Here is a 16,404-nt window from a genome sequence, read left to right as displayed (position 1 = left end):
TCTTGTGTTAATACTAAACTTGATTAGTAAACGTTTCAGCTAAAAATAAATTTCATTTTATTTGGAATAAAATTTTAGTTCATTCGTTAACTCAATAAAGATACAGAGAAAAGAGTAAAAACCATGACTGACACCTTCGAAAAAATCATACCTATGCTAAGGCGATTTGCGTTTTCGTTGACTGGTAGCCCAGCTGATGCAGATGATTTAGTGCAAGCTACTTTCGAAAAAATTCTAAAAAAAGGCGTGCCAGAGGATGTCGAGATCCTCAAATGGGCGTTCAAAGTGTGCCGCAATGTATGGATCGATGAATATCGTTCACGCAAGGTACGACTAAATGCGACGCACTCTCCAGAGTTACAAGAGCAAGTATCAAAAGAACAAGAGCCTCAGCATGAAGCGCAGGCACTGTTAACCCAAGTGAACCAAGCTATGGATTCACTACCAAGTGACCAGCGTTCAATCTTGTCGTTAGTGGCATTGCAAGGCATGTCATATAAGGATGTTGCTGCCACCATGGAAGTTCCAGTAGGTACTGTTATGAGTCGCTTATCCAGGGCTAGAATGACTTTGCTGAATATGGTGAATCCACTGTCACATGGAGAAAAAGCATGAACATTACTGATGAGATGTTGAGCGCATTTTTAGATGCGGAGTTGCCGGCAGAAGAAATGGAGCAAATTCGTCAAGCCCTTGAAAACGATGATGAATTAGTAATGCGCTTGGCAGAGATATCACAAGTTGATCAGTGGGTTGTTGAAAATGCACAGCAAATGGATCAAACCCCAGAGCCTTCAATATTGGTTGAACTTGCCCGGAAAATTGATGCAGGAAATGATAAGACCAACGACGCAATAAAAAACAATGTGGTACAGATATCAGCTCAAAAAAAGCGTAAACCGAGCATAAAACTACCTTATTCATTAGCAGCAGGAGTAGCTTTAATTTTAGCTGTTGGCGTTTTAACCATCAACCAGCCAACTTTTGAATCAAGTGTTTCTGCTGATATTGCCAGTATATTAGATTCCACTATGAGTGGACAGACAACCTTGACGACAAATGGATTAGCAGTTAAACCGCAGCTTAGTTTTGCTACTCAAAATGGCGAATTGTGCCGTCAATACCAATTGTCTGAAGCTGAAATTAGCAGTACCAACATCGCCTGCAAACAAACCAATGGTTGGCATATAAAAGCTAAACATTCAGAACAAGGTTCGCCAAGCAGTGGCAGCTATCAAACAGCATCAAATCAACAACAACTTGATGCTGTAATAGACCAAATTATTAGCGGTGCTCCGCTGGACAGAGCGCAGGAACAACAAGCCATTGTTAATCAATGGCAAAGTAATCAATAAATACATTAAAAAGTAAGAGGTGAAATATGAAATCTATCATGCTGTTTTTATCAATCGTACTATTCGTGTCAGGCTGTGCTTCGAAACCTGATTATCGTGCTGCACAAAATGGTTCAGTTGGATATAGCGAGCAAAAAATTACTGATGACCGTTACCGAGTACAATTCAAAAGTTTCTCAAAAAGTGTTGCAGATGCCTCAGATTTTGCATTGCTTAGATCAGCTCAATTAACTCAACAGCAGGGGTTTGATTGGTTTGTTATTACCAACAAAGAAACCTTTGTAGAGTCGCAGAAGTTCCAACCTGCATCATCATTGGGCCTGAGTCATCAACGTCAAATAGAGCGTGAATGCGGATTGATAACTTGTAACTCTTATGAGCGACCGTCTACCGAGTTAGGCATGAGCATGAATACTAGGGCAGGGAATGAGCGCAAAGAAATCCATAGCATTTTAGATATTCGGATGGGAAAAGGAACGAAATTGAGCGAAGAGGCTTATGGTGCACAAGATGTAATCGATAATTTAATAGAAAAATCTAAAAATGATTAAACTGAGCGGCAATTGATAATAGCTATAGGTAAGAGTTTTTGGGGGTTTAAGCCCCCTTTATCTTCCAATGAAATATATGTTGCCTTAAGTGTTGGCTTTGTATACAATTCGCGCCCTTAAATCAGCTATCACCTTTAGTTCCTTGTCTCAATACAGTTTGGCTGAGCTGTAAGAGGCTACAACCGTAAGGAGCAACAATGCGTCATTACGAAATCGTGTTTATGGTCCACCCTGACCAAAGTGAACAAGTTCCTGGTATGATTGAACGTTATACCGGAATAATCACAAACGACGGCGGAACTATCCACCGTTTAGAAGATTGGGGCCGCCGTCAATTGGCATATCCAATCGAAAAATTACATAAAGCACACTACGTACTAATCAATGCTGAAGCTACTGCAGAAGCAATTGAAGAGCTAGAAACTGCTTTCCGTTTTAATGATATTGTTCTTCGTAACCTTGTTATGCGTACCAAAGGAGCTGAAACTGAACAGTCTCCAATGGCGAAAGAAGAACGTCGTGATGATCGTCGTGATGACCGTCGTCCAGAGCGTTCTGAAAAGCAAGAAGAAGCACCTGCTGCAGCTGTAGAGCCTGCTAGCACTGAAGATCAAGCATAAGGAGACAGATAATGGCTCGTTTTTTTAGACGTCGTAAATTTTGCCGTTTCTCAGCTGAAGGTGTTGTCCAGATCGATTATAAAGACATCGCTTTGCTGAAAAACTATATCACTGAAAGTGGTAAAATCGTACCAAGCCGTATCACTGGAACTAGCGCTAAATATCAGCGTCAGTTGTCAACTGCTATCAAGCGCGCGCGCTTCCTAGCATTGCTTCCATATACTGATTCTCACAAGTAATCGTTGGCGTAAATAAGAGGTAGCAAAGATGGAAATCATTCTACTAGACAAGATCGCCAACCTGGGCGGCTTGGGTGACACTGTCACTGTAAAATCAGGATATGCACGTAACTTCCTTTTTCCTCAGAAAAAAGCAGTTCCTGCAACTAAAGCAAATGTAGAAAAGTTTGAAGCACAACGTGCTGAACTTGAAGCAAGCATTGCTGCGACTTTAGCTACTGCTGAAGCGCGTGCTGCTAAAATCGTTGAGCTTGGTGAAGTAACTATAGCTTCTCCAGCTGGTGACGAAGGTAAGCTTTTCGGTTCAGTTGGTACTCGTGATATTGCTGATGCAATCACAGCTGCTGGCGTTGAAGTTGCAAAATCTGAAGTTAAATTGCCTACTGGTACTTTGCGTGAAACTGGCGAGTTTGAAATTGACTTACAGTTACACTCAGATGTAATGACCACTGTTAAATTGGTTATCATCCAAGAAGCATAAATCTTAGATTTATAGACTTTAAAAACCTCGCTTCGGCGGGGTTTTTTTATGCCAAAAGAAAAATATGGCCCATGTGCTTTTAGCTCAAGGAGTGTTGCTGTATGTCCAACGGGATAAATCCCGTGCTACAGGGATGTGTAGCCATGGGCTTTTAGCTCATGGAATGTTGCTGTATGCCCAACGGGATAAATCCCGTGCTACAGGGATGTGTAGCCATTGGCTTTAGCCTATGGAATGTTGATGTATGCCCAAAGGGATAAATCCCGTGCTACAGGAATGTGTAGCCATGGGTTTTTAGCCTATGGAATGTTGGTGTATGTCCAACGGGATAAATCCCGTGCTACAGGCGTTTGTAGCCATGGGTTTTTAGCCTATGGAATGTTGGTGTATGCCCAACGGGATAAATCCCGTGCTACAGGGATGTGTAGCCATGGGTTTTTAGCCTATGGAATGTTGGTGTATGTCCAACGGGATAAATCCCGTCCTACAGGGATGTGTAGCTATGGGCTTTTAGCTCATGGGATGTTGATGTATGTCTAACGGGATAAATCCCGTCCTACAATCAACCTTTGTTGATTTCTTCAAGCAGTGCTTGAGCGTTGGATTTTTCGGCGAAATACACATTTTCAGCCAGTATCTCGTTAAGTAGCCGCTCAGCTTGTTTGATTTTGTCTAGTTTTGTTAATGTGTAAGCTAGATGATATTTCAGGTTTGGATTGCTTGCATCTCGAGTCATCGCGTCGCGCAATACAGTGATACTTTTTTCGTAATCGCCTTGTTTGGCAAGTATCCATCCATAGTTGCTTAGAATATTTACATTGTCGTCATCCAGTGCCATAGCTTGCAAAGAATAATCTGCGCTTTTGTTCAAATCATCTGGTAAGTATAAATAAGCCAAACGATTAAGTAGTGCCGCTTTATTTGGCATATTATCGGTCTCTAGAAGATGTTGATAGTGTTCGATAGCAATGGATGATTGACCATAGTAAAAATGGAATTGCGCAAGTAGGCTTCGTGGAAAATAGCTCTGTGGATATTTGTCTACAATTTGATTGAGCACGGTTAAAAACTCATTTTCTGACATTCCATTGGCAACGTGTGCATAAAGTTTTGCCAAGGCTAATTCGTATTTGTCGTCTATTTTTAATATTTGTAAATAGTACTGTTTGGCAATGTCAAACTGCTGTTTTGCATCATTTAACTCGCCAAGTTTTAATAATACATCTGGGTTATCTGAATTGCTTTGAACTAGTTCGTTAAGTTGTTTTTCAGCTTGCTTGAGATTGTCTGAAGTAATTAATTGAGACACCCATTGTAAGTGTAAACTGATGTCATTAGGGTTTAGTTTATGGGCTTGTGCGACAGCGGATAACGCTTTTTCTTTCTCATTTACGGCTAAATACAACTGACTAAGCGCCAGTAAATTAAATGCCGTTTTTTCAATAAGCTTTTCGTATTTACTAATTGCTCTTAAAGCTTTTGCTTCGTCTTTTAACTTTATGAGAAGTTGTGCTTCTTTTAACACATACAGCGGGTAACGCGGTTCTAAGCGTTGAAGACTTTGCGCTAGACGCAAGGCTGGAGTGAAGTTGCCCTGACTTTCGTTTATTTGTAACAAACCTTCCATTGCCTGTAAATTATTTATATCTTGCTTCAAAATCGACTGATATAGGTTGCTAGCCCTATCTGTATTAGACATCGCTAAGTTGATTCTGGCTAAACGTAGTTTAACTGCAATATCGCTGGTATTAATACTGAGTAATTTTTCTAGTGTTAGTAGCGCTTCTGGGTAACGCTTTAAGCGACTTTGCACAGTCGCAAGGTTATATAAAGCAGAATAAGACTCTGGGTTTTCTGCTAGTACATTTTGTATCGCGTCCATTGCTGCAAAATCTTGTCCTTGCATGATTAGCATAGCCGTATTTAGGTTCTTAACGTCCACATCGTTAGGCATTAACTTTTTGAGTGTGGTTAGACTTCGATCTGCAGAATTAAGCTTCTTTGCATCCATGTTTACCATGCAATGTTCAATTAGGACCTTCTTATTTTCGGGGTAGGCAATCATCAACTTTTCTAATTCAGCCAAAGCGATGTCAGTTTTTCCCCTTGCTATAGCTACCTGAACAGCAAATAGTTTGTATTCCACTTGTTCAGAAAAGCCATCTTCAAGCCTATCTAATAATGCCACAGCCCTATGAGGTTTATGGTTTACCAAATACAGACCGCCTAAAAATAATGACTGGGAAAGATTATTGGTTATTTGTAACTGATATTTTTCGAATACGTCTAACGCAGCATCAAAGTCGTAAAGTGCCGAATAGGTTTTAGCTAACAGGTAGGCCGACTGAAACTCGCCACCGGAGCGTAAATTGTATTCTGCTAAATCGTCTCTCGCGCTTTGATACTGGCCAAGTAGAAAGGAAACCGTCCCTCTGAGGTATGAAAATGTCGGATACTCATCGATCAAATATCTTGGTAAACCATTGAGTCGATTTGCCAATACTTGCATTTGTTTATAACCGTCACTCTGGTTAGCAGTTTTAACCGCTAACCAGTTGCGTGCGAATTGCACGTATAAGTCATTGGGAGACTCTACTAATAACTTGTCTGATAAAGAAAATGCTTTATCGAGGTCATTACTGGCAATGTAAGCATCGACGAGGTTACGGGCGATTGCTGGTTCACGGGGATTGATCTCAAGGGCTCTGTTTAAGAACATGATTGCTTGTTCAATATCACCTTGAGATCGAGCTAGTTGCCCTCTTAAACGCCAAGTTTCAGCGTTTTCTGATGAGATTTTTAAGGCTTTTTCTAATAATTTGTCGACCAGTGAATAGTTTTTTTCGATCAGCGCTATTGTGGCCTGTCCATTAATTGAATCAATGTGACCGGCATCAATAGCTAAATTTTGTTGATAAAACTGATTGGAGCATTGGTAATCGCGCAAGTTGATGCAGGCTGTTGCTTTGAATATATTCCATTTCATTTGATTTTTTTGCGATAGCCTACCGCTATAGTCGAGCTCTACTAAATATTTATACTTTTTAAGGTTGAGCAGGGTCTCTGCCCAATCAGCAAACACTAGGTTAATATCTACATGGGAGCGGATGGCTTCGCCAATCTGTTTTTCTGCATCTTCATATAGTTTGTTTTTTACCAGTAATTTGCTCAATAGTACTTTCGCTGATAAATCATTAGGGTTGTCTTGAAGTGCATTTTTAACGTGGATATAGGCTTCTTCATATTGTCCCTGGTCGAAGTTCGAAAGTGCTTTTTCATAATCAGAGTTGTCTGCTTTGACAACCTGAGTAAGCGTGCAAGCGGCTATCAAAATGAATAATTTAATTTTGTAAAAACGGTACTTCAGGTGATTTCTTTTCATGGGGTCTCTGACGAATCAGGTTGCTATTTAATAAGGGAAATACAGGCTTTAATTTACCTCGAAATGGGTTATTTAAAAAGCCACTTTGATTAATACTAGATATAAAAAAGCCCGCTAATTAACGGGCTTTGAATTGATATAAAGTGGTTAAGATTTGATTCTACGTTTTCTGATCACTAGTAAACCCGAAATTAACATCAAACCAAACAAAGAAGGTTCTGTTATCTGCGTTGATGTTGGAGGGGTATAATTGAATGTATAATTATGGAATTCTCGAGCACCAGTATATGACACTGCAGCAAATGAGCCATCAAAAGATGCGCCACCACTTGTATCTGCATATGGCGCTAAAACAGAACCTTTAGATGCTAAACTATTAAAATCGATATTAGTTGCTTCAAAGAAATTCCAAACAATATTAGAAAATGCCGCGTCGCCATTAAAACCGTTGTTAAGGTTAACACCGCCACCGATATTAATATCAGTGCCAGACACATTAATGATAACCGTTTCAGCGCTTCCCCAATTCATTGATAAGTTGCTGTTCTGGGCAAAAACATCGGCAGCAGACACATCAAAAATTGCCAAGTCTCCTGAGCCAGTATAATCAAAATTACCACTGGAAAAACTACCTGTGCTTGTGAGACCAGCGAAATAGGCTGTATCAGCGTACAACTCAGCTTGGATGTCAGCAACGGTCAATGATGAATCATGTATTAACTGGCCGTCATTTCCATCGTTCAACTCTACGGCGGTACCGTTTAAATCACCACCATAAACCAAATTATTATCACGTAATACACGAACGCGGCTCGCGTTGATATCGCCAACAATAGTTACCGCATCAATAGCTGTGTCGGTATTGGCTAGTCTGCTACCAAACTCTACTGGATTAGATGAATTCAAATCACCACCAATAAACGTTTGTCCTTGGACATCTCCGCCATTGAAATTATAGTCGCCAAGCAATAAAAGATTATATTTGCCAATAGTGCCACTGGTTGCAGTGGCTGCGCCCGATATAGAGGCTAGTAATGCAAATGCGAATAATGATTTTACCAATTTCAATCTACTTCTTCCTATAACTAAAATATGAATATTTACGCCATACAGACATGTTTCGTACAATTCAAAGCTTAAAGCCTACCTGAGTATTCCGTTCTCAATCTTTATGCAATAAACAAGCCGAAATTTAAGTCTTTGTATTTTATAAAAAATAACTCCATTTAACTGGCCTTCCTGAGTAAAGTGTAAAAAAATCAGACTCGGAGTCGCTTTACGCCAGAAAATTCGCGCATAATATAACATATTATCAACTAGCGAGTTACTCAGATAAGCCGAATTTAGTTATACTTTAGTAAGGTTGCCCTCACCTTTATCAGATTCTGGCTTCAAAACTAAAATGTCACAGGGCATTGCTTCTGTTAGGGTCATTGCGGTGTCACCAAAGATCTTATCCATAAAATGTTTATCTTCATTATTACCAATAACGGCTACTTCAGCATTCAAACGCGCGGCTTTTTCAGGCAAAACTTCATCTGGAATACCTTCGATAGAATGAAGAACATCATTAGCAAGGGAATATTCTTTAATATAAAGCTCTAACTTTTCTTGATGTTTTTGTTTCAACGTCGCCTCTCGTTTAAAGCCTCGCTGACTATTATAATCGATGTGAAGTGTGCCTATTTCGCCATCATAACAATCAATAACATGCATTTGCCCACCGATAGCCTGGGCCAGTTTATCGCTGACGGCTAAAATCCTACGATTCAGTAAATGATTATCGAAATCATCGTCTTTCATATCAACACAAGCTAAAACCTCGAGTTGTTTGTCCCACAATCTTGGCTTAACCATCCAAATAGGAAGAGGACAGTTAGCAACGAAATAGTGATCCAGTCCACTGGTAAACAATCGTTTAAAATCACTTTGCAGATAAGGTGCCTTCAAGACTAAATTAAATGTTGTTTGAGTTAATAAATTCGCTACGGCTAGAGAAGGTTTCTGCTGCCATGACAAAACAATATCTTCAACAAATTCACTTGCTTCCCATTTTTCCAAAATATTTTTAATTGAATTTTGATGATTAACCACAACCTTGTTCAGGTCATCTGCTAAGTTGAGATTGGCTTTAGGGTAGAAATAATTGTGCAGAGAAACGAACACCGTCATTTTGCCAGAATAGGCCCTGCACAAACGAGTAGCTCTAGCCAAAGGTATAGACGGATCTTCATCTGCTTGCAGTACGACTAAAATATGATTAAAGGGGCTGATTTCCATGTTCATTATTGTTTTACCTTCTTACCCTAATTAGTTGAACTAAAATTGTAGACGACTATTTAGCCAATGGTTAGAAAATAAATCTATGAGCAACAAATACCTATGAGGTATTGCTCAACTTACGAACGATTGATTTTAGTACTAAATTAAGCCAACATAAGCCGTATAAAAGACTCTTTCACGCTAAGTGTGTCGCACGCTCTTGTTTCGAAATGACAGTATTCTCTTAGTAACCTATTTTATAGCATTACTCAGGATATTTATGTTTAAGACCTTGGTGTCTGAAGTGCGTCGTCGCAATGTGCTGCCTACTGTAATTCCTTACTTAGGTCTTATTTGGTTGTTACTGCAAGTGGTTTCCGTTATCCAACCAATGCTTAATTTGTCGCCGCTGTTTGGCACCTTAACCGCTGTGATCTTATTTGCGGGTTTTCCAATTGTATTATATTTGTCCTGGTATTTTAACTTCACCCTTAATGGTTTAGAGCCAATAAGTGATGAGGACAGTGGGGAAGTAATCGCTTTCGGTGCCGGGAAGTGGGTGTTGCTGATAATTATTACAATTGCATCAGGTGGTTTAGGCTATGTGTATTTTACTGATCTAAAACAGCAAATAGTTAAGCAAGAAGAAGGAATAAGCCAGATAAAGTCGGTAACTTCAATTGCGGTTTTACCATTTAGAGATTTGAGCCCTGATAAAGACCAAAGTTATATTAGTGACGGCTTAAGCGAAGAGTTAACTGCATTATTGGGTAAAGTTAGCCAATTAAAAGTTGCCGCTGCAGGTTCTGCTTTTAGTCTCGCTGAGCAAAATCTAACAGCGACCGAATTTGGTCAGCGCTTGAATGTGGATGTCGTTGTAAGTGGTAGTTTGCGTGTGACGGGCAATCGGTTAAAAATTCGTACCGAACTAATTGATAGTAAAGACGGAATGTCATTGTGGTCTGAAACCTTCAGTCGCAAGTTTCAAGACATCTTTTCTATTGAAGAAGAAATTAGCCGCACAATAGTCAACCTTCTTGAAGATCGTTATTTAGAGTCTGGGCAGGTAACCACTCAATCGAAAACTGCCAGCACTGATGCTTATGTGATGTATTTAAAAGGACGGGAACAATATCGTAAACAAACTACAGAATCGATAAAGGCCGCCCGCCAATTTTTTGAACAAGCAATAGCATTAGACCCCGAATATGTCGCTGCTTACGTGGCGTTGGCAGATACTATTTTATTATTAGAAAAAGGCGAAAGTCGATTCGGTATTTTGGAAACTGAGATTGCAATTCAACTTGCGGATCAACAGCTAGCAAAAGCTTTTGTTAGAGATGACGGTAATGCAAGATCCTATGCTATTCAGGGAAAATCATTTGAACTAAAACAGGAGTTTGATAAGGCAATTTCTAGTTACGATAAAGCGATTTCAATTAATCCCAGTTTAGCTGTGGCGCATATGTGGCAGTTTTTAGTATATAAAAAACTCAATAAGCACAATGAAGCAATGGACTCAATTTCAAAGGCTTACGCTTTAGATCCACTTTCCATTTCGATTATAACTAATTACGCATTAGAGTTAACATTTAGAGGTGAATTCGAGTCATCCTACGTCATTTTTCATAATTTGTTAAAAGAGCATCCAGAATCGCCTTTCGGCTATGCGGGATTAGCTACTCATGCTTTTATGCAAGGAAATTTGGCCGAAAGCTTAATTAACTGGAAGCGCGCGTCTGAACGTTCACCAGAAAATGAAGCGTACAAATATAATTACCTGGACACGTTAACAAGCTTAAAATTGGTGGAGGAGCTTGAAAAGTCCACAGATGACCCAGCTTATAATGCCTCAATCTTTATTATTAAACAGGATTATGAAAGTTTGTTTAAAGAAATGGATTTTATCTTGCAAGCTTATCCAGACGATCCTTGGGCACAATTTGAGGCTGGCTGGTATCAACTATTGTATGGTGAAAAAAGCCGAGGAATAGCACTGCTTTTGCAAGCCAAAGACGGGTTAAGTGATGAGGATTTATTTGCCATGCCGATGTGTAGTCCAGGGATAGAAATTGCTTGGGCATTGCAACAACAAGGAGCAATTGATAGCGCTAAACGCATCATTTCCCGTTGTGAAGTGCAGGCCAAATTAGCCGAGGATACATTGTTAAAGGATAGTTTTGTGGACTATTTAAAAGTACGTATTTCCGTTCTAAATGGCAGTTCAGCGTTGGATACAAAGAATAAACTAAACCAAGCGATTGTTCATGGATGGAGAGAATGGTGGACAGATAAGGATCCCGTCCTTTCCAAATTTGCCAGTAGCACTGAATTACAAGAACCTTTTGCGACGATTAAGCAACAATTAGCCCAGCAGAAACAGTTAGCTAAATCTTTGCTTTTGGCGTCTGATTCCCATTAACCCTAATAACATTAAAGCTAGTATTGCAGGTTCAGCAACCTCAACTTGTTGTTCTGCAAGAATGACTAGTCTTTCTGCATAGCGGGCTGAAAAAGACAATGTATCGGATGAGTAAAAAGAGGTGTATCCACAAACGTCATTTACAGTATCGCAATCATATTGAAATGAATTACCTTCACCTGAAGCATCATAATAAAAATTAGCATCTAGACCTGAATACAAGGTGATATCCAAATCGACTTGGTACTCGCCTGGTATTAATTCCGAGGGCATTAATATGTCTAACAGAATATCGCCGTTATCAAAGGCACTAATATTTTGATTTATTGTTAAGTCGGGTTGACCTAGTTGGGAAATAGTCCAAATAATTTGTGCGCTTTGCGCAAGGTTAAATGCGAATGGACTAAACCCGTTTAAGGTTAGTCTTTCTTCATTTTCATAAAATTCGTAATAACAAGGCTCTTCTATAAAAAAGCCATTGTCTATAGCAAAGTTATAATCTGAAAAAGATCCTAAGTTTCTCATGCAATCGCTAGGCGTTGTAAGTAAATGGGGATCTTGACTATTTTTGGATAACATTTGAATAGCCATAAAATCTTCAGCTATTCCGACCGAATTCAGATAAAGATTATCAATTAAGTAGTAAGCATCAGTTGCCGAGTCAGTATAGGTTCCTCTTCCACCGCCCCTGACCAGCCGTGCATCTGCAAACGCGTGAAATAAAAATAGTATTGAAGCTAAGGAGTAAATAACGACTCTACAGGAGGGGAGTGTAAACATAGTCTTTCTTATTTCGGATTTGGTGGTTAAAATTTAAGCATGTTTCATGCCTTAAAATAAACTTACTAAAAAACAATAAGTAAGATTTTGTATTATTTTTCTATGTTTATAAGTGTAAAAATATCAGACACTTATAGCATGAAATACAAAGAATGCTGAAATATAATTTTGGCAGTTTAAACCTTTCTGATCTACTCTGCGACTAACTCTTCAACACAATATAAAAAACGACAAGCATATTGAATACACAAGGAAATGTTGTTTCTGCTCAACGCGCATTCGAAGATAAGTCTGAGCGGGATTTAATTAAAGCAGTACAACAGGGCGATAAAAAAGCATATCAAACCCTATATCAAACCTATATTGGTCAGGTATATGGTCTGTGCTTTCGGCTTACTAGTGATAAGTCGTTAGCAGAAGATGCAGCTCAAGAAGTGTTCATTCAACTGTGGCGAAAAATGGGTAATTATAAAGGAGACAGTAAGTTCTCCACTTGGTTACATACAGTAACTTCAAACATTACCATTTCTTATTTGCGTAAGCAGCGAGGTTGGGTGAAACGTATGTTCAATATTGAAGATTCAGAGGCAAATTTTTATGCTGCGGAGCAATCCACTGATCTAAGTGAATTAGAACGTCATGTCGCCAGATTGCCCGAACGAGCGCGGATTGTTTTTGTGTTGCATGCAATAGAAGGTTACCGCCACGAAGATATTGCTAGCATGATGAATATGGCGGTTGGCTCCAGTAAAGCACAGTTTCACCGTGCCAAGCAGTTGTTAAAGGAGTGGATGGGTTATGAGTAATATGAATTTTGAAAAAGATTTACGAGCGCAAATAGATGCTCTGAGTAACGAAAAACAACCTGAAAGAGATCTGTGGGCTGGGATTGAAATAGCGCTAGCCGAAGAACCTGCGCCTCTTGAGCAAGTTCAAAAAAGTAAAAGTGAGTCGAGCTTCAAGGTGATTGCTATTGCAGCTTCTTTCGCGCTTGTTTGTGTTCTTAGTTGGTTCTCTCTAAACCCCACATCTGAGCAAATGACGGGGCAAGATCTAGTCGCAGCATTAAGTAGTCAGCATAAAATGCAAAAAGATGCGTTATTGGTGAAATTTCAAGATCAGCCTGCGTTGACGGAAAATTGGCAAAAGCAATTAACGGAGTTGGATGAAGCAGCTGATGCTATCAAGGCTGCTTTGAAGCACGATTCAAACAATATTGCACTGTTGAAAATGCTGCAAAACGTGCATCAACAGCAAATTGATTTAATTGAACGAGTTCATGCTCCTAAGTGGAGACAAATTTGATGGAACTGCAACAAGATAGCACTCGCACCGCGTTGCAGTACTGCAAGAATCATCACTGCCAGTCAGTGGATGTAAATAAGGGTATTAGAATGAAACAAATATTGTTTAGTGTTGGTTTTTGCTTGATAAGCTCTTTTACCTTCGCCGGTGAGAAAGTTGATCAAACGCTAAAAGCCGATAACAACGGTTATGTACAAATTGAACACCTCGGAGGCTATGCCAACATAAAAGGCTGGTCGAAGAATGAGGTACGAGTCGTGGGTGAATTAGGTGACCGTACAGAGAAGTTTATTTTTGAGCGTGATGGCAATGAAGTCATTATTAAAGTGAAGGTTAAAAATAACAAAGGTACTTGGAGTTGGGGGTCAGAAGATGGTGATGATCTGGAAATTTACGTGCCATTAGATAGCCATATAAATTATAACTCCACAAATGCCAATGTAGAGGTTACACAAGTACGCGGAAGTGCTGATATAGATACCGTAAATGGGAATATTGAAGTCACAAATCTCTCTGGTAGGTTACGTATTGAAGCCGTTAATGGCGATGTTACGGCTCGATCACTGCAGGGCAATATTAATATTCAAACTGTAAATGGCGATATTAAAGACAGTGACTCTACAGCAAGTGAAGCTGCATACGAATCGGTTAATGGAGATATTGACGTTGTAGTTTCAAGTCCGGAAGTAAAAGCGGAAACCGTCAATGGGGATATTGAGTTAACATTAGGAAAGGTTGAGCACCTGAACTTGAACACGGTAAATGGTAGTGTGCAAGCGAGCATGGCGTTAGCGTCTCAAGGAGATGTTCGGGCTACCAGTGTTGGTGGTGGCATCAGTCTATATTTTCAGCCAGATGTTTCCGCGCGCTTTGATTTACAAGGTCATGCCGGTGGTCGGATTATTAACAAAATTACCCAAGATAAAGAACATAAAGCCAAATATGGGCCTAGTCGCTGGCTTGAATTTTCCCATAACGGCGGAAACGGTCAAGTTAAGGTGTCTACCGTCAGCGGCAGAATTAAAGTCGACAAAAAATAATAAACATACTAAACCTGTAGTCGGTGACTTTAGCCCCGAGATGGATGGGTTAAACCCTGAGAGGAACCCATGGCCTGAAGACCATGCTACAACCTCTATATTGGATTGGGAAACCCCCGAGATGAACCCATGGCCTGAAGACCATGCTACAACCCCTATATTGGATTGGGAAACCCCCGAGATGAACCCATGGCCTAAAGGCCATGCTACACCTGTAGTCGGTGGCTTTAGCCCCGAGGAGATTCCCAATTAAACGAATCAACAACCTCCCTGTACCGGCGAAAAGAATTCGCCAATCGATTCCAACAAATCCTGATTTGCTGATAAATTTTCACAATACACTTTGATGCAGTATCAAACTTAGCGCATAATACTCGGCCCATTGTTAAAAGATTTAAGAGTGTTGTGAAAGCCGTTCCGGATAAAAACAGAGACGATAAAGTTGAGAAACTGAAAATCCCGCCGCATTCCATGGAAGCTGAGCAATCAGTGCTTGGGAGTATGTTAATTGCTCCCGATTCTTGGGACAAAGTAGCGGAAGTCGTTGTTGAAGAAGACTTTTATAACCGTTCGCACCGTACTATTTTCCGCGCAATTGTTCGTTTGTTATCTGCTAACCAACCTGTTGATATCATCACAGTTTCTGAAGAGTTAGAGAATCACGATGAATTGGAAGAAGCCGGTGGCTTCACGTATTTAGGCGAACTAGCTCAGAACACGCCAAGTGCAGCTAACGTAGTGGCCTATGCAGAAATCATTAAAGAACGTGCTATCACACGGGAGCTTATTGGTGTTGCACATTCTATCGCTGATGTTGGGTATAATCCTGAAGGCAGAGATAGTAGTGAGATCCTCGATCTTGCCGAGACACAGGTTTTCCAAATCGCTGAAAAGCGAATGGGTAGTAATGAAGGGCCCAAAGATGTTGAGTCTGTATTAGGTAAGACAATAGATCGTCTTGAAGCCTTAATCAAAACCAACAAAGAAGTGACTGGGGTGTCTACCGGCTATACCGATCTAGATAAAAAAACCAGTGGGTTGCAGGGTTCGGACCTTATTATTGTGGCAGCTCGTCCTTCCATGGGGAAAACAACTTTTGCCATGAACTTGTGCGAAAATGCCATGTTATTGGAAGAGAAACCGGTATTAGTGTTTTCCCTAGAAATGCCGGCCGAGCAAATTATGATGAGGATGCTCGCCTCTTTGAGTCGGGTCGACCAGACCAAAATCCGTACCGCTCAGTTAGACGATGAAGACTGGGCACGTATTTCCAACACAATGGCTATGTTGAAAGACAAAGATAATCTGTTTGTTGATGATTCATCTGGCCTAACACCTATGGAAGTGCGTACTCGAGCCCGTAAGTTAGCGCGTGAGCGTGGTGGTATCAGTATGATCATGATTGATTACCTGCAGCTAATGCGAGTGCCATCATTAAGTGATAACCGTACCTTAGAGATAGCCGAAATATCCCGTTCATTAAAGGCATTGGCAAAAGAGTTAAATGTGCCTGTTGTGGCTTTGTCACAGTTAAACCGGAGTTTGGAACAACGGGCTGATAAACGTCCGATAAACTCAGACTTACGTGAATCTGGTTCTATCGAGCAGGATGCCGATTTGATTATGTTTATCTATCGAGACGAAGTTTATAATGAAAATACTGATCTTAAGGGGATTTCGGAAATAATCTTAGGAAAACAACGGAATGGTCCTATTGGTACGGTACGTCTTACATTCCAAGGTCAATTTTCCCGCTTTGACAATTATGCTGGTCCCGCTTATTCCGACGAATAATGTGAGCTTAAATTGTTTTCAAACAGGATAAATCCCGTCCTACAGTTGTTTATAACCATGGGCTTTAGTCTGTCGGTCGCTGTTGTATTTCCATCGGGATAAATCCCGTCCTACAGGTGTTTGTAACCATGGGCTTTAGCCTGTCGGTCGCTGTTGTATTTCCAACGGGATAA

18 protein-coding genes are annotated in these 16,404 nt (G+C 40.2%); 14 read left to right on the top strand and 4 right to left on the bottom strand.

Annotated features, from left to right (window positions below; translation table 11 throughout):
• The first annotated feature begins 123 nt into the window (after nucleotides 1-123).
• From Q4567_RS20305 to Q4567_RS20270, 8 genes are all read left to right on the top strand, one after another.
• Entirely contained in the window at nucleotides 124-615 is a 492-nt protein-coding gene (locus Q4567_RS20305; protein WP_216047987.1) for an RNA polymerase sigma factor, read from the top strand.
• On the top strand, nucleotides 612-1,355 hold the full coding sequence (locus Q4567_RS20300; protein WP_303502025.1) for an anti-sigma factor: 744 nt from the start codon (nucleotides 612-614) through the stop codon (nucleotides 1,353-1,355). Before Q4567_RS20305 ends, Q4567_RS20300 begins: the two co-directional genes overlap by 4 nt.
• Nucleotides 1,356-1,381: 26 nt before the next feature.
• Nucleotides 1,382-1,906 (top strand): hypothetical protein, encoded by a 525-nt coding sequence (locus tag Q4567_RS20295; protein WP_216047989.1) that lies wholly within the window; start codon nucleotides 1,382-1,384, stop codon nucleotides 1,904-1,906.
• 197 nt (nucleotides 1,907-2,103) lie between these two features.
• Nucleotides 2,104-2,526, top strand: coding sequence for a 30S ribosomal protein S6 (rpsF, locus tag Q4567_RS20290; RefSeq protein WP_216047990.1), 423 nt, complete (start codon nucleotides 2,104-2,106; stop codon nucleotides 2,524-2,526).
• 11 nt (nucleotides 2,527-2,537) lie between these two features.
• On the top strand, nucleotides 2,538-2,765 hold the full coding sequence (rpsR, locus tag Q4567_RS20285; RefSeq protein ID WP_008843478.1) for a 30S ribosomal protein S18: 228 nt from the start codon (nucleotides 2,538-2,540) through the stop codon (nucleotides 2,763-2,765).
• 28 nt (nucleotides 2,766-2,793) lie between these two features.
• On the top strand, nucleotides 2,794-3,246 hold the full coding sequence (gene rplI, locus Q4567_RS20280; RefSeq protein WP_216047991.1) for a 50S ribosomal protein L9: 453 nt from the start codon (nucleotides 2,794-2,796) through the stop codon (nucleotides 3,244-3,246).
• Between the two features lie 64 nt (nucleotides 3,247-3,310).
• Nucleotides 3,311-3,472, top strand: a complete 162-nt coding sequence (locus Q4567_RS20275; RefSeq protein ID WP_216047992.1) for a hypothetical protein — start codon at nucleotides 3,311-3,313, stop codon at nucleotides 3,470-3,472.
• Nucleotides 3,463-3,786 (top strand): hypothetical protein, encoded by a 324-nt coding sequence (locus Q4567_RS20270; protein ID WP_303502022.1) that lies wholly within the window; start codon nucleotides 3,463-3,465, stop codon nucleotides 3,784-3,786. The genes Q4567_RS20275 and Q4567_RS20270 overlap by 10 nt, the downstream gene beginning before the upstream one ends.
• A 22-nt stretch (nucleotides 3,787-3,808) precedes the next feature.
• Here the strand turns inward: Q4567_RS20270 and prsT are convergent, their stop codons facing one another.
• The 3 genes from prsT to Q4567_RS20255 all read right to left on the bottom strand — a co-directional run bounded on the left by prsT (nucleotide 3,809) and on the right by Q4567_RS20255 (nucleotide 8,914).
• On the bottom strand, nucleotides 3,809-6,628 hold the full coding sequence (gene prsT, locus Q4567_RS20265) for an XrtA/PEP-CTERM system TPR-repeat protein PrsT (protein WP_303502020.1): 2,820 nt from the start codon (nucleotides 6,626-6,628) through the stop codon (nucleotides 3,809-3,811).
• Between the two features lie 147 nt (nucleotides 6,629-6,775).
• Complete coding sequence (locus Q4567_RS20260; RefSeq protein ID WP_303502016.1) at nucleotides 6,776-7,696, bottom strand: choice-of-anchor A family protein; 921 nt, start codon at nucleotides 7,694-7,696, stop codon at nucleotides 6,776-6,778.
• Nucleotides 7,697-7,975: 279 nt separating this feature from the next.
• Entirely contained in the window at nucleotides 7,976-8,914 is a 939-nt protein-coding gene (locus Q4567_RS20255) for a universal stress protein (protein WP_303502014.1), read from the bottom strand.
• Nucleotides 8,915-9,170: 256 nt separating this feature from the next.
• Here Q4567_RS20255 and Q4567_RS20250 point away from each other — a divergent pair, with 256 nt between their 5' ends.
• Nucleotides 9,171-11,312, top strand: a complete 2,142-nt coding sequence (locus Q4567_RS20250; RefSeq protein WP_216049753.1) for a hypothetical protein — start codon at nucleotides 9,171-9,173, stop codon at nucleotides 11,310-11,312.
• On the opposite strand, the gene Q4567_RS20245 is transcribed toward Q4567_RS20250, so the two are convergent.
• Entirely contained in the window at nucleotides 11,274-12,092 is an 819-nt protein-coding gene (locus Q4567_RS20245; protein WP_216049754.1) for a hypothetical protein, read from the bottom strand. The two genes, Q4567_RS20250 and Q4567_RS20245, sit on opposite strands and share 39 nt — an antisense overlap.
• Nucleotides 12,093-12,328: 236 nt before the next feature.
• On the opposite strand from Q4567_RS20245, the gene Q4567_RS20240 reads away from it, so the two are divergent.
• The 5 genes from Q4567_RS20240 (at nucleotide 12,329) to dnaB (ending at nucleotide 16,231) form a co-directional block, all read left to right on the top strand.
• Complete coding sequence (locus tag Q4567_RS20240; protein WP_216049831.1) at nucleotides 12,329-12,898, top strand: RNA polymerase sigma factor; 570 nt, start codon at nucleotides 12,329-12,331, stop codon at nucleotides 12,896-12,898.
• On the top strand, nucleotides 12,891-13,397 hold the full coding sequence (locus tag Q4567_RS20235) for a hypothetical protein (protein ID WP_303502011.1): 507 nt from the start codon (nucleotides 12,891-12,893) through the stop codon (nucleotides 13,395-13,397). The genes Q4567_RS20240 and Q4567_RS20235 overlap by 8 nt, the downstream gene beginning before the upstream one ends.
• Nucleotides 13,397-14,437 carry a DUF4097 family beta strand repeat-containing protein gene (locus Q4567_RS20230; protein ID WP_303502009.1) on the top strand — a complete coding sequence of 347 codons (1,041 nt, stop codon included), beginning with the start codon at nucleotides 13,397-13,399 and terminating at the stop codon, nucleotides 14,435-14,437. The genes Q4567_RS20235 and Q4567_RS20230 overlap by 1 nt, the downstream gene beginning before the upstream one ends.
• A 40-nt stretch (nucleotides 14,438-14,477) precedes the next feature.
• Nucleotides 14,478-14,690: a hypothetical protein gene (locus Q4567_RS20225; RefSeq protein ID WP_303502006.1), complete on the top strand. Its 213-nt coding sequence runs from the start codon at nucleotides 14,478-14,480 to the stop codon at nucleotides 14,688-14,690.
• Nucleotides 14,691-14,842: 152 nt separating this feature from the next.
• Nucleotides 14,843-16,231, top strand: a complete 1,389-nt coding sequence (gene dnaB / locus Q4567_RS20220) for a replicative DNA helicase (RefSeq protein WP_216049757.1) — start codon at nucleotides 14,843-14,845, stop codon at nucleotides 16,229-16,231.
• Nucleotides 16,232-16,404 lie beyond the last annotated feature (173 nt).

This window comes from Aliiglaciecola sp. 2_MG-2023 (assembly GCF_030548145.1).
Lineage (GTDB): Bacteria > Pseudomonadota > Gammaproteobacteria > Enterobacterales > Alteromonadaceae > Aliiglaciecola > Aliiglaciecola lipolytica_A.
Note: the sequence above shows the minus strand (reverse complement) of the source record. Positions and strands in the feature narration are given on the sequence as shown.